Origin of the sequence: Streptomyces sp. NPDC047886 (assembly GCF_043204435.1) — a bacterium.
In the GTDB taxonomy this organism is placed as follows: Bacteria; Actinomycetota; Actinomycetes; order Streptomycetales; family Streptomycetaceae; genus Streptomyces.
The window spans coordinates 842,546-864,822 of sequence record NZ_JBIDCF010000001.1 but is presented as its reverse complement, the minus strand read 5'-3'; the positions used below and the strand labels follow the sequence as shown (position 1 = coordinate 864,822).

The window sequence follows — 22,277 nt, the reverse complement described above, 5'->3', positions numbered from 1 at the left end:
CGCGTACGGAACCGGCGAGCCAGACATCAGCTCCCGTGCGGCGCCCGCGCCCCGGACGGCGGCCACCGCGTATCGCGGTGCCGCGGCCGGACCGGACACAGGCGCGGCGCCCGGGAGCGTGACGGGAGAACCGCCCGCATGCTCGAGTCGAACGAGACCGGCACCGCCGGTACGAACCACGAAGAGAACAATTCGCCCAGCGACACGCTGCCGCCGCGCCGCCGGCGCCGCGCCGCGTCGCGCCCCGCGGGCCCGCCGGTGACGGCGGGTGCGGAGGGCGCGACGGAGGGCGCCGCCCCGGCCGCCGAGGTCGTCGTCGTGTCCGAGAGCCCGGTAGCCGAGGCCGCGCCCGAGCCGGCCGAGGCCGCCGCTCCCGCGCGCCCGCGCCGCCGTGCGACCCGTAAGGCGACCGCGCCGGTGACGTCCACGGCCGAACAGGCCGAGGCGGTCGTCGCCGCGGCGGCCGAGACGGCCGTGCCGCCGGTCGAGGTGGCGGCGGAGCCCGAGGCGGAGCCGGCGGCGGCTCCGGCCCGTACGCGTCGCCGTGCCACCCGCAAGGCCGCCGCGCCCGCCGCCACCGCGGCCGAGGCGCCCGCCACCGAGCCCGCCGCCGAGCCCGAGCCCCTGGCCCAGCCCGACGCCGAGCCGGCCGCTCCGGCCCGCACCCGTCGCCGTGCCACGCGTAAGGCGACCGCGCCGGTGACGTCCACGGCCGAGCAGGCCGAGGCGGTCGTCGCCCCGGCGGCCGAGACGGCCGTGCCGCCGGTCGAGGTGGCGGCGGAGCCCGAGGCGGAGCCGACGGCCGCTCCGGCCCGTACGCGTCGCCGTGCCACCCGCAAGGCCGCCGCGCCCGCCGCGCCGGAGCCCCAGCCGCAGGCGCAGGAGGAGCCGGCGAGCGCCGAGGCGGGCGAGACCCTGCCCGCCGACACGGTCGCCCAGATCACCGCCGGAGAGACGGGGGCCGAGGTCGCCGCCGCCGAGCAGGCCGCCTCCCGTGGCCGTACGCGCCGCCGGGCGACCGCGCCGCAGTTCGCGGCGCCGCCCGTCACCGAGCCGGCCCGCGAGGAGTCCCGGGGCCGCCGCCCGGCGCGCCCGATCGCGCCGGTGTTCCAGGCGCCGGTCTTCACCGAGCCGATGTTCCAGACTCCGGAGACCGCGGCCGCGGCGGCCGCAGCGGCAGCCGTCGAGCCCGTGGAGGAGGAAGAGGAGCTCACCGAGGGCGTCGAGATCGCCGAGCCCGTCGAGACCGGTGCCGCACAGCAGGCGGAGCCGGTCGAGCAGCCGCAGCCCGCCGAGACCGGTGGCCGTCGTCGTCGCCGTCGCCGTGGCGAGTCCGCCGAGCCGGTCGCGGCCGTCGAGGAGCCCGCTGCCGCGCCGCAGGCCGAGGTCGAGCCCGAGGCGGAGGCCGAGCCCGAGCAGGCCGCCGATGGCGAGGACGGGGATGAGTTCGAGGACCGCCCGTCGCGCCGTCGCCGTCGGGGCGGTCGTCGCCGTCGCCGCGGCGAGGCCACCGAGGCGGAGGAGGCCGAGGAGGCCGCGCGCGCCGAGGAAGAGGCCGAAGAGCAGCGGGCCGATGACGAGGAGGCCGACGAGGAGGCCGAGGACGAGGAGCGCGAGGGCGAGACGCCGTCCGCCGGTGGCACCAGCAGCTCGCGCCGTCGCCGTCGCCGTCGTCGTCGCAGTGGTGACGCGGGCGCCGAGCCCGAGGCGGGCGAGGAGGACGGCGTCCGTACGGTCGTCAAGGTCCGCGAGCCGCGCCCCGCCCGGGAGAAGGCCGAGCCGTCCGACGAGGTGCAGTCCATCAAGGGCTCGACCCGCCTGGAGGCCAAGAAGCAGCGCCGCCGCGAGGGCCGCGAGCAGGGCCGCCGCCGGGTGCCGATCATCACCGAGGCCGAGTTCCTGGCCCGCCGCGAGGCCGTCGAGCGCGTCATGGTCGTCCGCCAGAGCGGCGAGCGCACCCAGATCGGCGTCCTCGAGGACAACGTGCTGGTCGAGCACTACGTCAACAAGGAGCAGGCCACCAGCTACGTCGGCAACGTCTACCTGGGCAAGGTCCAGAACGTGCTGCCGTCGATGGAGGCCGCGTTCGTCGACATCGGCAAGGGCCGCAACGCCGTCCTGTACGCCGGTGAGGTCAACTTCGAGGCGCTCGGCATGGCCAACGGGCCGCGCCGTATCGAGACCGCGCTCAAGTCGGGCCAGTCGGTCCTCGTCCAGGTGACGAAGGACCCGATCGGCCACAAGGGCGCCCGGCTCACCAGCCAGGTCTCGCTGCCCGGCCGCTACCTGGTGTACGTGCCCGAGGGCTCGATGACCGGTATCAGCCGCAAGCTGCCCGACACCGAGCGCGCCCGGCTGAAGACCATCCTCAAGAAGATCGTCCCCGAGGACGCGGGCGTCATCGTGCGCACCGCCGCCGAGGGCGCGAGCGAGGACGAGCTGCGCCGTGACGTGGAGCGTCTGCAGGCGCAGTGGGAGGAGATCCAGAAGAAGTCGAAGAACGGCAACGCGCCGACTCTTCTCTACGGTGAGCCGGACATGACCGTCCGGGTCGTCCGCGACATCTTCAACGAGGACTTCTCCAAGGTCATCGTCAGTGGCGACGACGCCTGGGAGACCATCCACGGCTACGTCTCGCACGTGGCGCCCGACCTGGCGGACCGCCTCCAGCGCTGGACCTCCGAGGTCGACGTCTTCGCGACGTACCGGATCGACGAGCAGCTGATGAAGGCGCTCGACCGCAAGGTGTGGCTGCCGTCCGGCGGCTCGCTGGTGATCGACAAGACCGAGGCGATGATCGTCGTCGACGTCAACACCGGCAAGTTCACCGGCCAGGGCGGCAACCTGGAGGAGACCGTCACCAGGAACAACCTGGAGGCGGCCGAGGAGATCGTGCGGCAGCTGCGCCTGCGCGACCTCGGCGGCATCGTCGTCATCGACTTCATCGACATGGTGCTCGAATCCAACCGGGACCTGGTGCTGCGGCGTCTGCTGGAGTGCCTGGGCCGGGACCGTACGAAGCACCAGGTCGCCGAGGTCACCTCGCTCGGCCTGGTCCAGATGACCCGCAAGCGGGTCGGCCAGGGCCTGCTGGAGTCGTTCTCCGAGACCTGCGTCCACTGCAACGGCCGCGGGGTCATCGTGCACATGGAGCAGCCGACCACCGCCGGTGGCGGAGGCGGCGGCAAGCGGGCGCGCAAGCGCGGCCGTGCCGCCGAGCAGGCCCATGAGCACGAGGTCGCCGTCGAGGCCGCGGGCGCCGAGGCCCCGCCTGCCGAGGCGGAGACCGAGGCCGAGGTGGCGGCGGAGGCCGCGGCGCCGGCCGCGCTGCCGGAGCCCGCCTTCGCCCCGGACGAGGAGCTGTACTCCAGCGTGGCGGAGGCCGAGGCGGCCGTACGACGTGGCCGTGGCCGTCGCCGTGCGACCCGCAAGGCGACCGCTCCCGCAGGCGCGCCCAAGGCGGCGGAGGCCGAGGCGGCCGCTCCCGAGGCCCTGGCCCCGCAGGCCGCCGATGCGCTCGCCGCCGAGGAGACCCCCGAGGTGGTCGTGGTCCGTGAGGCCGCCGAGGCGCCTCAGGCCCCTGCGGCCGCCGAGCCCGCGGTGGCTCCCCAGGCCGCCGAGGCCCCGGTGCAGGCCGAGGCCCCTGTGGCCGCCGAGCCGGCCGAGGCCGCTCCCAAGGGCCGTACCCGTCGCCGTGCCACCCGTAAGGCCACGGCTCCCGCCGGTGCGCCGAAGGCCGCCGAGCCCGCCGAGCCGGCTCCGGCCCCGGTCGCGGAGGCCGCTCCGGCGGCTCCCGCCCCGGCCGAGGCCCCGGAGGCCCCGGAGGCCGCTCCCGAGGCGCCCGTCGCCGACGAGGCCCCCGTGGCCGCCCCGCCGAGGGCGCGCCGCCGGGTGGTCCGCAAGGTCACCGCTCCGGCCGGTTCGCCCGCGGGCGCCGAGGCGGCGGTGGTCGTCGTGAGCGGCGCCACCGACCGGCCCGAGGCGGAGCGGCCGCAGGCCGATGCGACCCCCGAGGCCGCCGGAGCGACCGAGGCCGGTGCCGAGGCGCCGGCGAAGAAGACGGCCGCCAAGAAGGCCACGGCGAAGAAGGCGGCCACCAAGAAGACGGCCGCCAAGAAGACCGCCACGGCGAAGAAGACGACCGCCAAGAAGGCCACGGCGAAGACGGCCGGCGCCAAGAAGACGGCGGCCAAGAAGACCGCCGCCGCCGAACAGTCCGGACCGCAGGGAGTGACGGCCGTCACCGAGGACTGAACGCTCGGTGAGCATCGTTTGAACGTTCCGCTTCCCGCCCCGCATTCATGCGGGGCGGGGCCGGGATTTGTTTCAGAATCGATGCCTTGCCTTGTTAACGGCCCAGAAATTGACAGACAAATTCCTGATAATGTGACGCCGGTCGCTGCCGTTTGCGGACCCCCCAGCGGAGACTACGGACGGTGACCGACCCGGTTCCGGGCCAGACCGGTCCCAGCATTCCTCGGTAGGGCGTCGGCATCGCGCCGGAGGGGTATACGCGCGGTCTCACGAGACGTTCGCACACCCCAGACCTCTGCCATGAAGAGCTCATGCGGTGTTCAAGGAGGACGTCCATGCCGAGCATCAACGAGCAGCCCATCCCCGCTGCCCGTCCGGTCATCGGTGAAGAAGAGATCGAAGCCGCCGTACGCGTACTGCGCAGCGGCCGCGTCGTGCAGGGCCCCGAAGTGGCCGCGTTCGAGGAGAGCTTCTCGGAGCAGGTGGTCGGCGGGCGTCACTGCGTCGCCGTCAACTCCGGCACCTCGGCGCTGCATCTCCTTCTGCTCGCCCTGAACATCGGCCCCGGTGACGAGGTCATCGTCCCGTCGTTCTCCTTCGCCGCCTCCGCGAACGCGATCCGCCTGGTGGGCGCCGACGCGGTCTTCGTGGACATCGACCCGGCCACGTACTGCGTGGACCCGGCCGCCGTCGAGGCCGCCATCACCCCGCGCACCGCCGCGATCATGCCCGTCCACCTCTACGGCCACCCGGCCGCGATGGACGAGATCACGGCCATCGCCGACAAGCACAAGCTCGCCGTCGTCGAGGACGCCTGCCAGGCCCACGCCGCGGCCCTCCACGGCACCCCGGTCGGCGCGTTCGGGGCCGGCGGCACCTTCAGCTTCTACCCGACCAAGAACATGCACTCCCTCGAGGGCGGCATGATCTCGGTCAAGGACGCCGAGGTCGCCCGCACCCTGCGCCTGCTGCGCAACCAGGGCATGGAGCAGCGCTACGCCAACGAGATCGTCGGCGCCAACATGCGCATGACCGATGTCGCCGCCGCCGTCGGTCGCGTCCAGCTGAGCAAGCTGCACGGCTGGACCGAGCAGCGCATCGCCAACGCCGCGTACCTCACCGAGCACATCACCGCGCCGAACGTCGTGACCCCCGTGGTCGCCGAGGGCGCGCGCCACATCTACCACCAGTACACGGTCCGTATCCGCGGTGACCGCGACGCCGCGATGGCGAAGCTCACCGAGGCCGGCGTCGGCAACGCCGTGTACTACCCGACGCCCATCCACCGGCTGAAGCCGTACTGGGAGCCGGACCAGAAGGCGGGCCGCAACTGGGACCTGCCCGAGACCGAGCGCGCGGCGGCCGAGGTCGTCTCGCTGCCCGTCCACCCCTCGCTCAGCCAGAACGACCTTGAGCGCATCGTCACCGCCGTGAACGCGCTGGGAGAGAACCTGTGACCGCCGTTGCACTCCGCGCCGGCCTGATCGGCCTCGGCTCGATGGGGCGGCACCACGCCCGTGTCCTCGCCGGTCTCGACGGCGTCCAGCTCGTCGGCGTCGTCGACCCCATGGGCGACAAGAACGGCTGGGCGCAGGGCGCCCCCGTCCTGTCGACCGTCGAGGAGCTCATCGCCCTCGGTGTCGACTACGCCGTGGTGGCCTGCCCCACCGCCCTGCACGAGGAAGTCGGCCTGAAGCTCGCCGACGCCGGTATCTGCGCCCTGGTCGAGAAGCCGGTCGCGGACACCGTCGAGGGCGCCCGCCGCCTGGTGGAGGCGTTCGAGACCAAGGGCCTGGTCGCCGGTGTCGGCCACATCGAGCGCTGCAACCCGGCGCTGCGCTCCCTGCGCACCCGCCTGGAGGCCGGCGAACTCGGCGACGTCTACCAGGTCGTCACCCGCCGCCAGGGCCCGTTCCCGCACCGCATCGCCGACGTCGGCGTGGTCAAGGACCTGGCGACGCACGACATCGACCTGACGGGCTGGGTCACCGGCCAGGCGTACACGTCGATCGCGGCGCGCACGGTGTCCAAGTCGGGCCGCCAGCACGAGGACATGGTGTCCGCGGTGGGCCAGCTCACCGACGGCACGATGGTCAACCACCTCGTCAACTGGCTGAGCCCGCTCAAGGAGCGCTTCACCTCGGTCACCGGCGAGCGCGGCTGCTTCATCGCCGACACCCTCACCGCCGACCTCACCTTCTACTCGAACGCCGCCGTGGCCACCGAGTGGGAGGCGCTGCGCGCCTTCCGCGGTGTCGCCGAGGGCGACATGATCCGGTACGCCATCCCGAAGCGCGAGCCGCTCCTCGTCGAGCACGAGCTCTTCCGGGACGCGGTCCTGGGCCGCTCGGACGACATCTGCACGCTGCGCCAGGGTCTGCGGACCGTGGAGGTCGCGGCGGCGGTACTGGAGTCCGCGGCCACCGGCCGCGCGATCGAGCTGTCGGCCGAAGCCGACCCGGCCGGGGTGTGACCAGTTGACCGAACCCGCTGTCACGGTGGTCGTCGCCGTCTACAACACGATGCCCGCCCTGACGGAGTGCCTCGAGTCGCTCGTCGGGCAGAGCATCGGGCTCGACCGCATCGAGATCATCGCCGTGGACGACGGGTCCACCGACGACAGCGGGAAGGAACTCGACCGCTTCGCGGACCGGTACCCCGGCACCCTCAAGGTGGTCCACCAGGAGAACTCCGGGGGACCGGCCCGTCCGAACAACGTCGCGCTGTCCATGGCGACCGGCCGCTATGTGTTCTTCGTCGGCTCCGACGACTACCTGGGGCCCCAGGCCCTGGAACGCATGGTCGCCATGGGCGACAAGCACGGCTCCGACGTCGTCCTGGGCAAGATGGTGGCCATCGGGGACCGGTCCATCCCCCGGGCGGTCTTCCGGTCCACCGAGGCGAACATCCCGCTCATCGGGTCCGGGGCGCTCTACGCGATCTCGAACACCAAGATGTACCGGCGTTCCGTCATCGAGGAGCACGGACTGCGGTACGCGGAGGACCTGCCGGTCAGCTGCGACATGCCGTTCACGCTGGAGATGTACGTCCGGTCGAAGACGATCTCCGTGGTCGCCGACTACGACTGCTACTTCGCGGTCCGGCGTGACGACGACAGCAACATCACCTACCGGGCGCGGTTCGAGAACCGGCTCAAGGTGTGCAAGCGGGCCCTGGACCTGCTCCAGGAACTGGACGGCCCCGGCGACCTGTACGACGCCTTCGCGATCCGCCTGCTCAAGGTGGACCTCGCGTGGATCTTCGGCGAGAACTACCTCGCCCTCACCCCGGAGCGCCGCGCCGAGTGCGTCCGCGCGACGGCGGAATTCCTGGAGGAGTACTACGGCGACTCCTTCGACCGGATGGAACACCGGCTGACCGTGCCCGAGCGGCTCAGGTTCCGCTGGGTGTTCGCCGGCCGCCCCGACGAGCTCGCCGATCTGGTCGAGCGCGACACCCGGGGCGAGCGGCCGCCGACCCTCCTGGAGGGCGCCCACGCCTACGCCCCCTACCCGGGCTTCCGCGACTCCCGGTACGACATCCCCGACAGCAGCTTCGAGCTGCTCGGCACGATCGTCGACCGGCTGGGCCCCGGCACCGGACTCCTGTCGGCCGAGTGGCGGCAGGACGACGAGCGGTTCGCGTTCGACGTCGCGGTGCGGGTGCCCGTCGTCGGGGACACCGACTCCGTCGTCGTACGGCTCGCCAAGGGCAGGCTGCCCAAGTCCACCGACAAGGCGGGGGCACGCCGGCTCGGCAAGCACGAGTCGCTCCCCGCGCCGGTGGGGGAGTTCGCCCGCGAGACCGCCCCGGACGGTGACGCCACCGTCGTCCGGGCGCGCATCCCGCTGGCCCGCAACGCCGCGGACCTGGGTCTGCGCGTCTCCGTCGACGCCGGGGGATCGACGTACGAGATCCCGGTGCGCGCCGACGGGCATCCGATGCCGCTGGCCCGCCGCTGGAGCAACGGCATCTCCTACCGGGTCGCCGCGCGCGTCAACTCCAAGGGCCGCGTCGTCGTCTCCACCGGTCCGCTGTACCCACCGAAGAAGTCCCTGGGATCGCGGCTGCGTTCCCTTGTGTCCGGCTCCAAGAGGAAGTAACGCCCCATGAACATCTGTGTAGTCGCCCTGGGCAAGATCGGGCTGCCGCTGGCGGTCCAGTTCGCCACCAAGGGCCACCGGGTGATCGGCGCCGACGTCAACGAGAAGGTCGTGGAGCTGGTCAACGCCGGCACCGAGCCCTTCCCCGGTGAGTTCGAGCTCGACGTCAAGCTGAAGCAGACCGTCGAAGCGGGCCTGCTGTCCGCGACCACCGACACCGCGTCCGCCGTCGCCCAGTCCGATGCCGTCGTGGTCGTCGTCCCGCTGTTCGTGGACGCCGAGGGCACGCCGGACTTCGGCTGGATGGACTCCGCCACCAAGGCGATCGCCAAGGGCCTCAAGCCGGGCACCCTCGTCTCCTACGAGACCACCCTGCCCGTCGGCACCACCCGCACCCGGTGGGCGCCGATGCTGGAGGAGGGCTCCGGCCTGACCGCCGGCGAGGACTTCCACCTGGTGTTCTCGCCGGAGCGCGTGCTCACCGGCCGCGTCTTCGCCGACCTGCGCCGCTACCCCAAGCTCGTCGGCGGCATCGACGAGGCGTCCACCGCCCGCGGTGTGGAGTTCTACGAGCAGGTACTCGACTTCGACGAGCGTGACGACCTGCCGCAGGCCAACGGCGTGTGGGACCTCGGCACCGCCGAGGCGTCCGAGCTCGCCAAGCTCGCCGAGACGACCTACCGCGACGTCAACATCGGCCTGGCGAACCAGTTCGCCCGGTTCGCCGACAAGAACGGCATCGACGTCAAGAAGGTCATCGAGGCCTGCAACTCGCAGCCGTACAGCCACATCCACCAGCCGGGCATCGCCGTCGGCGGCCACTGCATCCCGATCTACCCCCGGATGTACCTGTGGAACGACCCGGAGGCCACCGTCGTCCGCTCGGCCCGTGAGGCCAACGCCGCGATGCCGGAGTACGCCGTCGACCTGCTGGCCGCCGCCTACGGCGACCTCAGGGACGTCAACGTGCTGGTGCTCGGCGCCGCCTACCGCGGTGGCGTCAAGGAGACCGCCTTCTCCGGCGTCTTCGGCACCGTCGAGGCCCTCAAGGCCCGGGGCGCCGTGCCGTTCGTCTCGGACCCGATGTACACCGCCGACGAGCTCACCGCGCACGGCCTCACCCCGCACCAGGGCGAGAAGGTCACCGCCGCGATCCTCCAGGCCGACCACGCCGAGTACCGCGAGCTGGCCGCCTCCGACCTGCCGGACGTGACCGTCCTGGTCGACGGCCGCCGCACCACCGACCCGGCCCGCTGGGAAGGCGTCCGCCGCGTCGTCATCGGCGGCTGACACCCGGCGCGACACACGCGGGAACACACGACGAAAGGGGCGGCCGGTGCCTTCGGGCACCGGCCGCCCCCTTCCGTTCTCCGGGAAGGCCGGGCGGTCAGCCTTCGCCGGCCGCCGCGTCCTCGTCCGTACCGTTCAGCAGCAGACCGTCGAAGGCACGGGCCACCACGGGCCAGTCCCACGTCGTGACGGCGTGCTCGGCGGCCGCCTGGCCGTGCTTGCGCCAGACCTCCTCCGACTCGGTGAGCGCCCGGATCCGGTCGGCGGCCTCGCGCGGCGACGCCACCACCCAGTCCGCGGGGAACAGCGTCCGCGCGCCCTCGGCACGCCCCGCGAAGAACGGCCAGTCACGGCCGACCGGCACGGCACCGCTCGCCGCGCCCTCCACGAAACCGCAGTGGAAGCTCTCCCGGACCGAGGAGCTCAGGATCACCCCGACCTCCTTGAGCGCGGCCGGCACGTCCTCCAGCTGGCCCAGGCGGCGCACCGCGCCGGCCTTCTCCAGGTCGGCGAGGTCCCGCTCGTACTCCTTGGCGTAGGCGCGGGCCGCCGGGCTGAGCGTGGCGTCCACGTCCGAGCCGATCAGGAACAGCCGGTACCGCTCGTCGTCGGCGCGCAGCAGCCGCAGCACCTCGATCGCCCAGCGCGGGTCCTTGGCCACCGCGGAGATGCCGATCAGCCCCAGCGTGAACCGGGCCTCCGGGTCCTTGGGCAGCTCGTAGCGGCCCAGGTCCATGGCGTTGGGGATGACGTGCAGACGCGGTGCGCCGTCCTGCCGCAGCCGGGGCACGGCCGCCACGGTCAGGTCCCGCAGATGCGCGCCGACGAAGATCAGGTCGTCCACGCGCGAGAAGTCCACCAGGTACGGCCAGTGGCTGAACGTCTCGTAGCTGTGCAGCCGCACCACGATCCGCGCGCCGCCCGGGTCGACCGCCGTGAACAGCGCGGCGGCGGCGGTGCACCAGTCGACGAACACGACGTCGGCCCAGTCCAGATGGGGCCGCAGGTGCTCCTCGATCTGCGGGCCCACCTCGGGCGCGGCACCGAGCCGGTACTCGGCGATCCGGTTCATGGACAGCTTGTTCAGCACCGGCTCGTCGGCCACGTCGACCGTACGGACCTCCACGTCCGGGTGGTTCTCGTACCGTCCCCGGATCTCGCCGAGGAAGTGGTCGTTGCGGCGGACCGCGAACAGCAGCCGCAGCGGCCGGCCGGCGGGCGGCGCGGCGACGGGCGTCTTCCGGCCGGCCGTACGGGACAGCGCCTCCACCGCGCCGCTCCGCCACAGCGGCGCCGGGAACGCGTCGGGGGCGTCGGCGAGCGGCGAGTCCGTCCGGTCGAAGTGCAGCACCCGGTGGAACGCCAGGTCCATGGCCCGGATCACCGACGCGGCGGCCTGCTTCTTCTTGCCGCCGGCCAACAGGGCGTCCGCGCAGTCCAGTTCGGCCGTGACGGCGTCCATCAGCCGCTCGGGCGCCTGCCCGCGCGCCAGATCGAGACGGGCGGCCTCGCCCAGCAGGTCGGCACGGCGGCGGGGGCTGCGGGTGCGCCCCGCGGCCCCGGTGAGCGCCAGGACGGCGCCGCTGGGGCGGTTCGCCCGCCGCATGCCGTCGCCGACCCGCCGCGCGAGCTTGAACCGCACGTCGTCGGGCAGGCCCGGCGCGGTCACGGCGGCGCGCCACAGCCGGGCACCGGGGCCGGTACGCAGCACCCGGGCGCCGACGGCACGCCCCGCGACCGCCTTGGGGACGCGGACGGCGCGCCGCCCCGCCTTGCGGGCCAGCTGCGCCGGGTCCGGCAGGGACGCGACGAAGTCGGCGCGGGCGAAGTGCGCGGGGCGGGCGCGGCGCTCCGCGACGGCACGGGTCGCCGCCGCGACACCGAAGCAGGCGTGCGCCGCCCGGTTCAGCTGGGCCAGCTGCCAGACCGTGTACACGGCCTGCGTGTCGAGCGCCACGATGACCTTGGCCTTGCGGGCGAGCGCGCGCAGCTCGGCGTTCCGCTCCGCGTACATCCAGATCCTGCGGGGCGCCTGTGCCTTGCGGGCCGCCTGGGCGAACCGCTTGCCGTGGGCGTTCGCGTCCGCCGCGAACGAGTGCCGCAGGACGAGCTGTTCGGCGTCCGGGATGTCGGCGGCCGCGCAGAACCCGGCCGCCCGGATCCGTACGTCGGGGGCCGCGAGGCCACGCAGTGACGCGGTGAAGGAGTCGGGGCGGGGAACGGTGCCCGCCACCAGAAGAACGTCGATCATGCCTGCACACCCTCTGCCGTGACGTTCTCGACGCCGTCCCGGCCGTCGTCGCCGGAGCCCCGGCCGTCGTTTCCGTCGCCCCGGGCTTCGCCGCCCGTGCTCCCGTCGCCTTCGCCGCCGGCGCCGGCGCCCGCCTTGATCAGCCGGCGCACGGCCGGCTCCATCAGGGCGTCCCGGGTGAAGCGGGCCGCGTGTTCCCGTGCGGCCTTCCGCTGCTCCTCGGTGGCCTCGACCGCCATCCGCGCGGCACGGCAGAACGCGTCGGCGAGGAACTCCTCGTCCAGACCGCCCGCCCCCGTCCACAGCGGATGGCCGTCCAGGACGGCCGACGCGTCGTGGTCCCGCTCGTGCGCGGACAGTACGGGCAGCCCGGACGCCATGAACTCGTAGACCTTGCCGGAGGTGACGAAGCGCCCGCCGACCAGCATCAGGACGAGCGCGTCCCACCCGTTGTACGTGGCGGCGACCTCCGCCTTGGGCACCGGGCCACCGAAGGAGACGCCGTCCGGCTCGGCCGCGCGGATCAGGTCCATGTGGGCGTTGGCCTCACGGCTCGCCCCCGCGCCTATGTGGCCGCGGATCTCGAACCGGGAGCGTGCCACCAGCGGGTCGCGCAGGCGCGCCGCGCGCCAGGCGTTCAGGACGGTCTCCAGGAACACGGGCTTGAAGTTGACCGAGCCCAGGTAGCCGAAGACCAGCCCCTTCTCGGCGTCGGGCGCGGCCGCGACCGACGGCACGCTGTCCTGGTCGAAGCCGTTGCGTACGACGTGCACGCGGTGCGCGAGCTCCGGGTAGCGGTCCCGGTAGAAGTCCGCGATCGGGTCGTTGACGCACCACACCGCAGCGGCGTGGCGCAGCACCTTGTCCTCCCAGACACCGGCCTCCGAGTCCCGCTCGAAGGCCTCGCCGCCGCCGATCACGTCGACGGACCAGCCGTCGCGGAAGTCCACCGCGTAGGGCACCTTGTGCGCCTCCCACAGTCGCCAGGCGGCTGCCAGGTTCACGTAAGGGGCGCAGCTGGCCAGCAGCAGATCGGCGGGGCGCTCGCGGTGCAGGTCGAGCATCGCCTGCTCCAGCTCGGCCCGCCAGCCGCCGAAGACCAGTTCGGGGAAGTGCTCCAGGTGCCGCTCGCGCTCGCGCTTGGCCCACGCGGTGGGCGCCAGCGCGCGCTGCTCGGTGTAGCGGCGGATGTCCGTCTCCAGGTCCTCGCGGGCCAGGGGCAGTTCGACCACGCTGACGCGCGGGTCCACCGCTTCGGACAGGGTGTGGTCGAGGCCGTACTCGCGCTCCCAGTTCTCGTCCAGGATCGTCACCACGGTGACGTCCCAGCCGAGGGCGACGAACTGGTTCGCCGTCTCGCGCATCCGGTAGGCGCAGCTCTTGGCGGCCGGCGGGAACCCGATCGCGAGGTAGATCAGGTGCGGGCGCCCGGCATCGGTGACCGGCGCGGGACCGCCCCTGCGGGACGGGGGTCGGTTGCTCCGCTCACGTGAGCCGAGACGCTTGATCGGATTGCGCAAGAGGGGTACTCCGCGTTGAGAGGCCGAGCCGGGGCGGCGGCCGGTTGGGGACGGTCGGTCCTGGACGCTCCGTCGGGGACGGTCGTTCCTGGACGGAGGGACGGTCCTGGACGGTCGGTCGGTTCTGGACGGCGGTCGGTTCTGGACGGTCGGTTCCGCGACGCCGGCCACCGGTGCCCAGGTGGCCGGCGTCGGCGGGCGACGTCAGTTCTTGTCGAGGTGCGCGGCGAGGACCTCGACGACCCGGCGGGCGGCCTTGCCGTCGCCGTAGGGCTCGCCCTGCGCGGTCTCCGGCGCCGGACGCGTGGCCGTCTTGATCCACTCGTCGCGGTCGAGCTCGTGCGGGTCCGGTACGAGGACGTTCCAGCCGCCCTCCAGCGTCTCCACCCACTCGGTCTCCGGGCGCACCGTCGTGCAGGCGCGGCCCAGCAGGAAGGCCTCCTTCTGCAGACCACCCGAGTCGGTGACCACACCGGCCGAGCGCAGCACGGCGGCGACCAGACCCGCGTACGGCAGCGGGCGGCCGACGCGCACGTTGCCCTGGTTCAGGTCGATGCCGTGCTCCTCGGCACGCGCGACGAGCCGCGGGTGCGCGAGCAGCGCCACCGGCACCGGCAGGGCGGCGAGGGCTTCGATGATCGCCGACAGGCGGGCCGGGTCGTCGGTGTTGTCGGGGCGGTGCAGCGTGGAGACCAGGTACGGCTTCTCCGGGTCGATGCCCTCGGGCAGCTGCGGCGCGGGGTGCTCGCCCGCGAGGACGGCGTCACGGATGCGCAGGCACACGTCCACCATCACGTCGCCGACGAGGACGGAACGCTCGGCCAGGCCCTCGGAGGCGAGGTGGCGCATGCCCTCCTCGGTCGGCGCGAGGAGCAGGTCGGCCGCGTGGTCCGTCATGACCCGGTTGTGCTCCTCGGGCATGCGGCGGTTGAAGGAGCGCAGGCCCGCCTCCAGGTGCGCGACGCGGTAGTGCAGCTTCACCGCGGACAGCGCGCCGGCGAGGGTGGAGTTGGTGTCGCCGTAGACCAGCACCCAGTCCGGGCGCTCCTCCTCCAGCACCTTGTCCATGGCGGCGAGGACAGCACCGGTCTGCACGCCGTGGCTGCCCGAGCCCACACCGAGGTGCACGTCCGGGTCCGGGATGCCGAGGCCCGAGAAGAACACGTCGGAGAGGTCGGCGTCGTAGTGCTGACCGGTGTGCACGATCACGTGCTCGTGGGGCGTGTCCGTGAAGGCAGCCGCGATCGGGGCGAGCTTGACCAACTGGGGGCGAGCCCCGACGACACTGAGGACCTTCACGTTGCTCTGCTCCTTGGGAGGTGACGGGAGGAGGGTGCTGCTCTCCGGGTCCATGGTACGAGGGGCGCGCCGGGCCCCCGCCGGGCCGGTCCCGCGCGGAACCTCCCTCCGGAAGAATGGGCACGAAGGGGGCGAGGGGGCGAGGGGGCATGTCCGTGGCGGGGCACGGACCCCTGGCAGGGCACAGGCCGCCGTGTACGAGCGCTCCTGTTCACGAACTCTTCCGTGCACGGCTGCTTCCGTTCACGGACTCTTCTGTATATGGCCGCTTCCGGGTGTGGACTCTTCCGTGCCCGGCCGCTTCCGTTCCCGGACCCTTTCGGGTACAGGCGCTTTCACGGGGTCTTTATTCGGGACGGTATGCTCCGTGGGCCGCAGTGCGCCCACGGAGCGGCAGCGCCGGCCCGGCCGGCCGCGCAGGCGCCCAGGGCCTTCCGGTCAGCCGGAAGCGCCCATGCGCCCACGGGTGCCGTGGGGGACCCCGGGGCCGCAGGTCGCAGACGATCGCTCGGAATTTCAAGGAAGGCATGTACATGGAGCTCGACAGCGCCACGGAGGGCCGGCAGACCCGGGGGCGGGTTGTCATGCTCGTCGACAACGGCGTCAGAAACGATTCGCGGGTGCAGAAGGCCGCGCGTTCCGCGGCCGACGCCGGCTGGGATGTCATCCTGTTCGGCCTCTCCCCGGATCGCGAGGAGCACTCCTGGAAGATCGGCGACGCCGAGGTCCGGCTGGTCCCGAAGCCGGCGCCGCTGGCCCCGCGCCGGATGGACATGCGCCGCCCGCTGCTGCGCCAGCCGCTGGCGTACCGTAACGAGATCCAGGCCAAGTACCGGGTGCAGGCGGCCAAGGCGTGGCGCTCCGACCTGGCCTTCCGCCGGGCGGCCGCGGTCGCCGAAGGCCCCGGCAAGAGCGCGGGCGGCTCCCCGGTGCGCCTCGCCGTCCCGCGGGTCAGCGCCAAGGTCTACAGCAAGTGGGTCGCGCTGCGCGCCCGCCAGACCCGGCGGCTGAAGAAGCAGCGTCTGAAGATGGAGGCGCCGGTCGACCGCGCCGCCACGAAGATGTGGCAGGCCCTGCGCGGCGAGCGCGCCTGGCGCCAGCTGCTGCCGTACCTGTGGGACTACGAGCTCACCTTCGCCCGGCACATCGACGAGCTGGAGCCGGACCTGATCCACGCGCATGACTTCCGCATGCTCGGCGTGGGCGCGCGGGCCGCGGTGCGCGGCCGTGCGGCGGGCCGCCCGGTGAAGCTGGTGTGGGACGCGCACGAGTACGTGCCGGGCCTGCACGCGGCGAACGGCCGCTGGCTGCCGGGCCACGTGGCCTGGGAGAAGGAGCACGCGCAGTTCGCGGACGCCGCGATCACCGTGTCGCCGACGCTGGCGGAGCTGCTCAAGAAGGACCACAAGCTCAAGGAGATGCCGGCCGTCGTCCTGAACGCGCCGGTGTGCTCCCCCGACCCGGTCGAGGTCGAGAACGCCGACCCGGTGCCGAACCTGCGAGAGCTGTGCGGCATCGGCGAGGACACCCCGCTCCTCGCGTACTGCGGCGGCATCAACCCGGTGCGCGGCGTCGAGACGATGATCGAGGCCATGCCGTCGCTCCCCGACGTGCACGTCGCCCTGGTCTCCGTCCCGCCGGGCCGCCCGTACAACGCGACCGCCAAGATCGAGCGCCTCATCGAGGAGCTCGAGGTCGGCGACCGCGTGCACGTGCTGCCGTTCGTGCCGCACTGGCAGGTGCCGGAGTTCCTGTCGACGGCGGACGCGGCGGTCAGCCCGCTGCACCACCTGCCCAACCACGAACTGGCGCTGAGCAACAAGTTCTTCGAGTACTCGCAGGCGAAGCTGCCGCTGGTCGTCAGCGACATCCGAACCATGGCCGACATGGTCGAGAAGACCGGTCAGGGCGAGGTCTTCAAGGCGCGCGACGTCGAGGACTACATCCGCGCGGTGAAGGCCGTCCTGGCCGACCCGGGCCGCTACCGCAAGGCGTACGAGAAGCCGGGCCTGCTGGAGCAGTGGACCTGGGAGCGGCAGGCCGAGATCCTGGACGAGATCTACACCCGCCTCCTCCCGGACCGCCCGAAGAACCCGAACAAGGCCTGACACCGCCGACGGCCGCGCGGCCCCGCGCCGCGCCTTCACGCCCGACACGGCCACCACGGCCCCGATACGGCCCGCAGTCCCGACACGGCCCCGTGAGCACCGACACGGGGCCCCGCAGGCCCGCCACGCGGCCCGCACGGTCCCGCAACACCGAGGCCCGGCACCCCACGAGGGGCGCCGGGCCTCGGCGTGTGTACGGAGCCGACTCCGGCCCCGGGAGGGCGTCAGCGCCCGTCGGTCAGGACCTGGTAGGCGGGCACCCAGTAACCCGTCAGCGATCCGGCGCTGATCCGGACCATCGTCCGGCCGTTCACGACCGCGCGGACGTCGAAGGGCGCGTTGGAGGCGCTGGCGAACTTCACCGTCCTCGTGCCGGCGGCCGACCCGTTGGTGCCGAACTTGTAGCACGTGATGCTGACCCCGGCCGGGAAGGTGGCCTTGCGCAGCGGCATGTACGCCGACGTGATCCACTGACCCTTGAGGAAGACCTTCGGCCAGGACTCCTGGATGTACCAGCCCGACGCCGCGCCTGCGGTGATCAGGTAGAAGACACCACGTCCCTTGATCCGGATCCGGGTCTTGGTGGGTGCGGAGGACGCCGAGTTGAGCGTCAGCTTCTTGGTGGAGGTGATGGCACCGGTGGAGCTGAACTTGTACAGCGTGTGCGTTCCGGCCGCGAGCGCGACACTGCCCGCGACGGGCAGCTTCGGCGTCGGGTAGTCGTCCATCAGGACGTCGGAGAGGTACGCGGCCTTCGGGTGGCTGGAAAGCCACTGCAGCTGCCGCAGCAGCTCCACGTGGATGTTGTGGTACTTCTCGTTCGGGATCCGGTGGGCGGTGCAGTAGAACGACTGCCAGCCCTTGTTCCGGATCGGCGGGAAGTACGCGTAGATCGTGGCCATCGAGCCGTCGAACAGCTCCTCCGCCAGCGGGTTCTGGGTCAGCAGGAAGTAGTCCCACAGGCCCAGCATGGCGAAGAGGAAGCCGTTGTACGTGAAGTCGGAGGTCTCTGGTGTCGCGCCCGGGTACTCCTGGATCCACAGGTAGCCGGCGCTGTCCTTGGAGACCACCCACGGCTTGGCCTCGGGGCCGCGCAGCATCGAGCCGAACGCGCCGTCGGCGCCGGCCCTGTACTGCGCGCGCTCCTCCTCGGTGATGGACGGGTCGTCCACCAGCGCGAGCTGCGCGAAGAAGCTGAGCGCCTCACCCTGCGCCATGCCCGAGTACCAGGGTGCCTGGTAGCGGACGGAGGTGTGCGAACCGCCGGAGTAGTCGAACGGGTACGGGAAGTACCAGGCGCCACGGGCCTCGACGCGGGTCTCGATCAGGCGCTTCGCCTGGGCCTTGGCACGGTCCAGGTAGAAGACGTCGTTGGTGCGGCGCCAGGTGTTGAGGTTCGACAGGCCGTACTGGAGCTGTGCCACCGGGTGGTTGTAGATCTTGCCGTCGGCGGCCTTGAACATCCGGACGCCCTCGGCGTCGTGGAGACCGGTGTCGGTACGCGGCACGAGGAGGTCGCGCCACGGCTGCTTGTCGTCCGGGACCTCACGGACGAAGCGGTAGCCGCCCTTCTTGAAGCTGAAGGGAAGCGTCGTCGGCATCGTCGCGGCGACGGACTTCGGGTCCGGGGGAGACGACTCGTACGAGACGCGCCTGCTCGGCGCGGTGGCGGTGCCCTCCTCGAGCGGGTCGGGCAGTTCGGTCAGCCCGGCGTAGTGCGGCTCGCCCGGCAGATCGAGGGCGAGGGACTTGGGCATCCCGGCGAACGGGTCGGTCGGCGCGGGGGTGTCCCCTGTCGCCATGGCGGCGAACGTCCCCCCGCCGACCACCGCTATGCCGACGGCGGTGCCGCCGGCGGTCCGTATGAGACGCCGACGAGTGAGATCGGCACGCCGCTTTCCGGCCATTGCTGAGTACCCCCCAGAGGAATGAGCATGTGAATGGCGAAAGAGTAAGCGACATGTGAGAGACCTGTGACGGGGGGTATGGGAAAAGGTCTCCGGCAGCGGACGGGTAGTCAGTTTCCTGTCGGCGCAGGGAAGTCGGGGCATTCCCGGCGAATCGGCATCAGGGTCGTCGCCGGCGTCCGGCCCCTGAGTCCCGGGGGCCGGACCGTTCGCCCCTGAACCGCGGTCCCGTCGGACCCCGGACCGGACCTGAGCGCGGGTCGATCGGCCCCGCTGTCGCAGGGGACGCGAGACCGGCGGCCGGGTTCGACGGGCCGGACGGGAAGGGCCAGCGCGGCCGGTCGAGCCCGGCCGGTGATCGGCCAGCGCGGCCGGTCGAGCCCGGCCGGGGATCAGGTCGCAAGCCCTGTCGGGCACGGGCGGACCAGACGGCGGGGCAGGGGTCGGGCAGGGGTCGGGGCAGGCCGGGCTCGGCCGGGCCGCGCGCCCGGTCGGGCCGCCGTCCTGCGGCGCGCTCGGTCAGGCCGCGCGCTCGGTCAGGACGCCGTCCTTCTCGTCGTACAGCGCACCGGTCTGCGGGCACTCCCACACGCCGGGCTCGTCCGCGCGCTCGGCCAGCTTCACACCGGCCCGGCCGACCCAGCCGACCCGGCGCGCCGGGACGCCGACGACGAGCGCGAAGTCCGGCACGTCCTTGGTGACGACGGCGCCGGCGGCGACCATCGCCCAGCGGCCCACCCGTACCGGGGCGACGCATACGGAGCGGGCGCCAAGCGACGCGCCCTCGTCGACCTTCACGCCGACGGCCTCCCAGTCGCCGCCGCGCTTCTGCTTGCCCTCCGGGTCGACCGACCTCGGGTTGTGGTCGTTGGTGAGGACCACGGCGGGGCCGACGAAGACGCCGTCGCCGAGCTCGGCCGGCTCGTAGACGAGGGCGTAGTTCTGCAGCTTGACGTTGTCGCCGATCTTGACGCCGGTGCCCACGTACGCGCCGCGACCCACGACGCACCCCTGGCCGAGGCGGGCCCCCTCGCGGATCTGGGCGAGCTCCCAGACGCTGCTGCCCTCGCCGATCTGCGCGGACTCGTCGACCTGGGCGGTGGGCTGGACCCTGTAGTTCACTGTGTGCTGCCTTCCCGTATGCGTCTTCGGGGGTACGTCTTCGGGCAGCGAGCATACGTGGGGCGGCGCGCCCCCGGTTTGACCCCCTGTGCCGGGGCCCGTAACCTTGACCGTCGGCGTGTTTCCATGCGCGCCAGCTCCTGAGCACCTTCCTCCCGGCCCGGAGTCGGGAGAGGCCGTTCACCCATCCGGAACAGTCGCGGGCCCCGGCCCGTGCGGGCGGCTGGCTTCAGGGGTTTCCGTTCGAGCGAGAGAGAGATCCGCGTGTACGCCATCGTGCGCAGCGGTGGTCGCCAGCACAAGGTTGCTGTCGGCGACATCGTTGAGGTTGACAAGATTTCCACTGCCAAGGTTGGCGACACGGTCGAGCTCTCGACCCTGCTCGTTGTCGACGGCGACGCTGTCACCAGCGACCCGTGGGTGCTGGCCGGCATCAAGGTCCAGGCCGAGGTCGTGGACCACCACAAGGGCGCCAAGATCGACATCCTGCGCTACAAGAACAAGACCGGCTACCGCCGTCGTCAGGGCCACCGCCAGCAGTACACGGCGATCAAGGTCACGGCGATCCCGACGGCTGCGAAGTAAGGGACTGAGGAGACATGGCACACAAGAAGGGCGCATCGTCCACCCGGAACGGTCGCGACTCCAACGCTCAGCGGCTCGGCGTGAAGCGCTTCGGCGGTCAGGTCGTCAACGCCGGTGAGATCCTGGTCCGCCAGCGTGGCACCCACTTCCACCCGGGCACGGGCGTCGGCCGTGGCGGCGACGACACGCTGTTCGCGCTCAACGCCGGTGCGGTGCAGTTCGGCACCCACCGCGGTCGCAAGGTCGTGAACATCGTTCCGGTCGCCTGACCGGATTCTTCGCGAGGCGGACCTCGACTTCCCGTACGGCTCACGCCGTGCGGGAAGCAGGTCCGCCTTTCGCGTGTTACACGTAAGACATTTCCGTACGTATGCACCTGGTAACTGGAGGCACTGAAACATGACCACCTTCGTGGACCGCGTCGAGCTGCACGTCGCCGCGGGTAACGGAGGTCACGGCTGTGCCTCCGTCCACCGGGAGAAGTTCAAGCCGCTCGGCGGGCCCGACGGCGGCAACGGCGGGCGCGGCGGTGACGTGATCCTCGTCGTGGACCAGTCCGTGACGACACTCCTCGACTACCACCACTCACCCCACCGCAAGGCCACCAACGGCAAGCCGGGCGAGGGCGGCAACCGGTCCGGCAAGGACGGCCAGGACCTGGTCCTGCCCGTGCCGGACGGCACCGTCGTGCTGGACAAGCAGGGCAACGTGCTCGCCGACCTCGTCGGCCACGGCACCCGCTTCGTCGCCGCCCAGGGCGGCCGCGGCGGGCTCGGCAACGCGGCGCTCGCCTCCGCCCGCCGCAAGGCGCCCGGCTTCGCGCTGCTCGGCGAGCCCGGCGACCTGATGGACATCGTCCTGGAGCTGAAGACGGTCGCCGACGTGGCGCTCGTCGGCTACCCGAGCGCCGGCAAGTCCTCGCTGATCTCCGTACTGTCCGCCGCCAAGCCCAAGATCGCGGACTATCCGTTCACGACCCTGGTGCCGAACCTCGGCGTCGTGACCGCCGGCTCCACCGTGTACACCATCGCCGACGTCCCCGGCCTCATCCCCGGCGCCAGCCAGGGCCGCGGCCTCGGCCTGGAGTTCCTGCGCCACGTCGAGCGCTGCTCGGTGCTCGTGCACGTCCTGGACACCGCCACGCTGGAGTCCGACCGTGACCCCGTCACCGACCTCGATGTCATCGAGGAGGAGCTCAAGCAGTACGGCGGTCTGGAGGACCGGCCCCGGATCGTGGTCCTCAACAAGATCGACATCCCGGACGGCAAGGACCTCGCGGACATGATCCGCCCGGACCTGGAGGAGCGCGGCTACCGCGTCTTCGAGGTGTCGGCGGTCGCCCACATGGGGCTGAAGGAGCTCTCCTTCGCCCTGGCCGAGATCGTCGCCACGGCGCGCGCCGCCAAGCCGAAGGAGGAGGCGACCCGCATCGTCATCCGTCCGAAGGCGGTCGACGACGCGGGCTTCACCGTCACGCAGGAGGAGGACGGCCTGTTCCGGGTGCGCGGCGAGAAGCCGGAGCGCTGGGTCCGCCAGACCGACTTCAACAACGACGAGGCCGTCGGCTACCTGGCGGACCGCCTCAACCGCCTCGGCGTCGAGGACCAGCTGATGAAGGCCGGAGCCCGCGCGGGCGACGGCGTCGCCATCGGACCCGAGGACAACGCGGTCGTCTTCGACTGGGAGCCCACCATGATGGCCGGCGCGGAGATGCTCGGCCGCCGTGGCGAGGACCACCGCATGGAGGCTCCGCGCCCCGCCGCCCAGCGCCGCAAGGACCGCGAGGCCGAGCGGGACGAGGCGCAGCGCGAGTTCGACGACTTCGAGCCGTTCTAGTC

General features: G+C 72.4%; 14 protein-coding genes. 9 read left to right on the top strand and 5 right to left on the bottom strand.

What is annotated here, in order from left to right; all coding sequences use genetic code 11:
* Window positions 1–138: 138 nt before the first annotated feature.
* The 5 genes from ACGF5U_RS03820 to ACGF5U_RS03800 all read left to right on the top strand — a co-directional run bounded on the left by ACGF5U_RS03820 (window position 139) and on the right by ACGF5U_RS03800 (window position 9,647).
* Window positions 139–4,254, top strand: a complete 4,116-nt coding sequence (locus ACGF5U_RS03820; RefSeq protein ID WP_392712704.1) for a ribonuclease E/G — start codon at window positions 139–141, stop codon at window positions 4,252–4,254.
* A gap of 335 nt (window positions 4,255–4,589) precedes the next feature.
* A complete protein-coding gene (locus tag ACGF5U_RS03815; protein ID WP_392712702.1) occupies window positions 4,590–5,711 on the top strand; it encodes a DegT/DnrJ/EryC1/StrS family aminotransferase in 1,122 nt (373 codons plus the stop codon).
* Window positions 5,708–6,727, top strand: a complete 1,020-nt coding sequence (locus tag ACGF5U_RS03810; protein ID WP_392712701.1) for a Gfo/Idh/MocA family protein — start codon at window positions 5,708–5,710, stop codon at window positions 6,725–6,727. The genes ACGF5U_RS03815 and ACGF5U_RS03810 overlap by 4 nt, the downstream gene beginning before the upstream one ends.
* A gap of 4 nt (window positions 6,728–6,731) precedes the next feature.
* The gene (locus tag ACGF5U_RS03805) at window positions 6,732–8,357 is read left to right on the top strand and encodes a glycosyltransferase family 2 protein (RefSeq protein WP_392712700.1); all 1,626 of its coding nucleotides are present in this window, start codon (window positions 6,732–6,734) and stop codon (window positions 8,355–8,357) included.
* A gap of 6 nt (window positions 8,358–8,363) precedes the next feature.
* Window positions 8,364–9,647 (top strand): nucleotide sugar dehydrogenase, encoded by a 1,284-nt coding sequence (locus tag ACGF5U_RS03800; RefSeq protein ID WP_392712699.1) that lies wholly within the window; start codon window positions 8,364–8,366, stop codon window positions 9,645–9,647.
* Window positions 9,648–9,744: 97 nt separating this feature from the next.
* Here the strand turns inward: ACGF5U_RS03800 and ACGF5U_RS03795 are convergent, their stop codons facing one another.
* The 3 genes from ACGF5U_RS03795 to wecB form a co-directional block, all read right to left on the bottom strand.
* On the bottom strand, window positions 9,745–11,898 hold the full coding sequence (locus ACGF5U_RS03795; protein WP_392712697.1) for a glycosyltransferase: 2,154 nt from the start codon (window positions 11,896–11,898) through the stop codon (window positions 9,745–9,747).
* Window positions 11,895–13,262 carry a glycosyltransferase gene (locus tag ACGF5U_RS03790; protein WP_392713193.1) on the bottom strand — a complete coding sequence of 456 codons (1,368 nt, stop codon included), beginning with the start codon at window positions 13,260–13,262 and terminating at the stop codon, window positions 11,895–11,897. The genes ACGF5U_RS03795 and ACGF5U_RS03790 overlap by 4 nt, the downstream gene beginning before the upstream one ends.
* A 360-nt stretch (window positions 13,263–13,622) precedes the next feature.
* Window positions 13,623–14,717: a non-hydrolyzing UDP-N-acetylglucosamine 2-epimerase gene (wecB, locus tag ACGF5U_RS03785; RefSeq protein ID WP_392712696.1), complete on the bottom strand. Its 1,095-nt coding sequence runs from the start codon at window positions 14,715–14,717 to the stop codon at window positions 13,623–13,625.
* Window positions 14,718–15,250: 533 nt separating this feature from the next.
* On the opposite strand from wecB, the gene ACGF5U_RS03780 reads away from it, so the two are divergent.
* Window positions 15,251–16,825 (top strand): glycosyltransferase family 4 protein, encoded by a 1,575-nt coding sequence (locus ACGF5U_RS03780; protein ID WP_392712695.1) that lies wholly within the window; start codon window positions 15,251–15,253, stop codon window positions 16,823–16,825.
* Between the two features lie 224 nt (window positions 16,826–17,049).
* Here ACGF5U_RS03780 and ACGF5U_RS03775 read toward each other — a convergent pair whose 3' ends face one another.
* Together ACGF5U_RS03775 and ACGF5U_RS03770 are read right to left on the bottom strand one after the other, a co-directional pair.
* Complete coding sequence (locus ACGF5U_RS03775; RefSeq protein WP_392712693.1) at window positions 17,050–18,627, bottom strand: D-glucuronyl C5-epimerase family protein; 1,578 nt, start codon at window positions 18,625–18,627, stop codon at window positions 17,050–17,052.
* Window positions 18,628–19,251: 624 nt separating this feature from the next.
* Complete coding sequence (locus tag ACGF5U_RS03770) at window positions 19,252–19,854, bottom strand: acyltransferase (RefSeq protein ID WP_392712692.1); 603 nt, start codon at window positions 19,852–19,854, stop codon at window positions 19,252–19,254.
* A 264-nt stretch (window positions 19,855–20,118) separates the two neighbouring features.
* Between ACGF5U_RS03770 and rplU the strand changes: the two genes are divergently transcribed.
* The 3 genes from rplU to obgE all read left to right on the top strand — a co-directional run bounded on the left by rplU (window position 20,119) and on the right by obgE (window position 22,275).
* Window positions 20,119–20,439 carry a 50S ribosomal protein L21 gene (rplU, locus tag ACGF5U_RS03765; protein ID WP_017944922.1) on the top strand — a complete coding sequence of 107 codons (321 nt, stop codon included), beginning with the start codon at window positions 20,119–20,121 and terminating at the stop codon, window positions 20,437–20,439.
* Window positions 20,440–20,453: 14 nt separating this feature from the next.
* Window positions 20,454–20,708, top strand: a complete 255-nt coding sequence (rpmA, locus tag ACGF5U_RS03760) for a 50S ribosomal protein L27 (RefSeq protein ID WP_175411175.1) — start codon at window positions 20,454–20,456, stop codon at window positions 20,706–20,708.
* A gap of 130 nt (window positions 20,709–20,838) precedes the next feature.
* Window positions 20,839–22,275 carry a GTPase ObgE gene (obgE, locus tag ACGF5U_RS03755; protein WP_392712691.1) on the top strand — a complete coding sequence of 479 codons (1,437 nt, stop codon included), beginning with the start codon at window positions 20,839–20,841 and terminating at the stop codon, window positions 22,273–22,275.
* The last annotated feature ends 2 nt before the right edge of the window (window positions 22,276–22,277 follow it).

Excerpts from the sequence above, each read along its gene's own strand:
- ACGF5U_RS03820 (WP_392712704.1), top strand. The coding sequence starts at position 139 with ATGCTCGAGTCGAACGAGACCGGCACCGCCGGTACGAACCACGAAGAG.
- ACGF5U_RS03815 (WP_392712702.1), top strand. The coding sequence starts at position 4,590 with ATGCCGAGCATCAACGAGCAGCCCATCCCCGCTGCCCGTCCGGTCATC.
- ACGF5U_RS03800 (WP_392712699.1), top strand. The coding sequence starts at position 8,364 with ATGAACATCTGTGTAGTCGCCCTGGGCAAGATCGGGCTGCCGCTGGCG.
- ACGF5U_RS03795 (WP_392712697.1), bottom strand. The coding sequence starts at position 11,898 with ATGATCGACGTTCTTCTGGTGGCGGGCACCGTTCCCCGCCCCGACTCC.
- ACGF5U_RS03790 (WP_392713193.1), bottom strand. The coding sequence starts at position 13,262 with ATGCGCGAGACGGCGAACCAGTTCGTCGCCCTCGGCTGGGACGTCACC.
- ACGF5U_RS03780 (WP_392712695.1), top strand. The coding sequence starts at position 15,251 with ATGGAGCTCGACAGCGCCACGGAGGGCCGGCAGACCCGGGGGCGGGTT.
- ACGF5U_RS03775 (WP_392712693.1), bottom strand. The coding sequence starts at position 18,627 with ATGGCGACAGGGGACACCCCCGCGCCGACCGACCCGTTCGCCGGGATG.
- rpmA (WP_175411175.1), top strand. The coding sequence starts at position 20,454 with ATGGCACACAAGAAGGGCGCATCGTCCACCCGGAACGGTCGCGACTCC.
- obgE (WP_392712691.1), top strand. The coding sequence starts at position 20,839 with ATGACCACCTTCGTGGACCGCGTCGAGCTGCACGTCGCCGCGGGTAAC.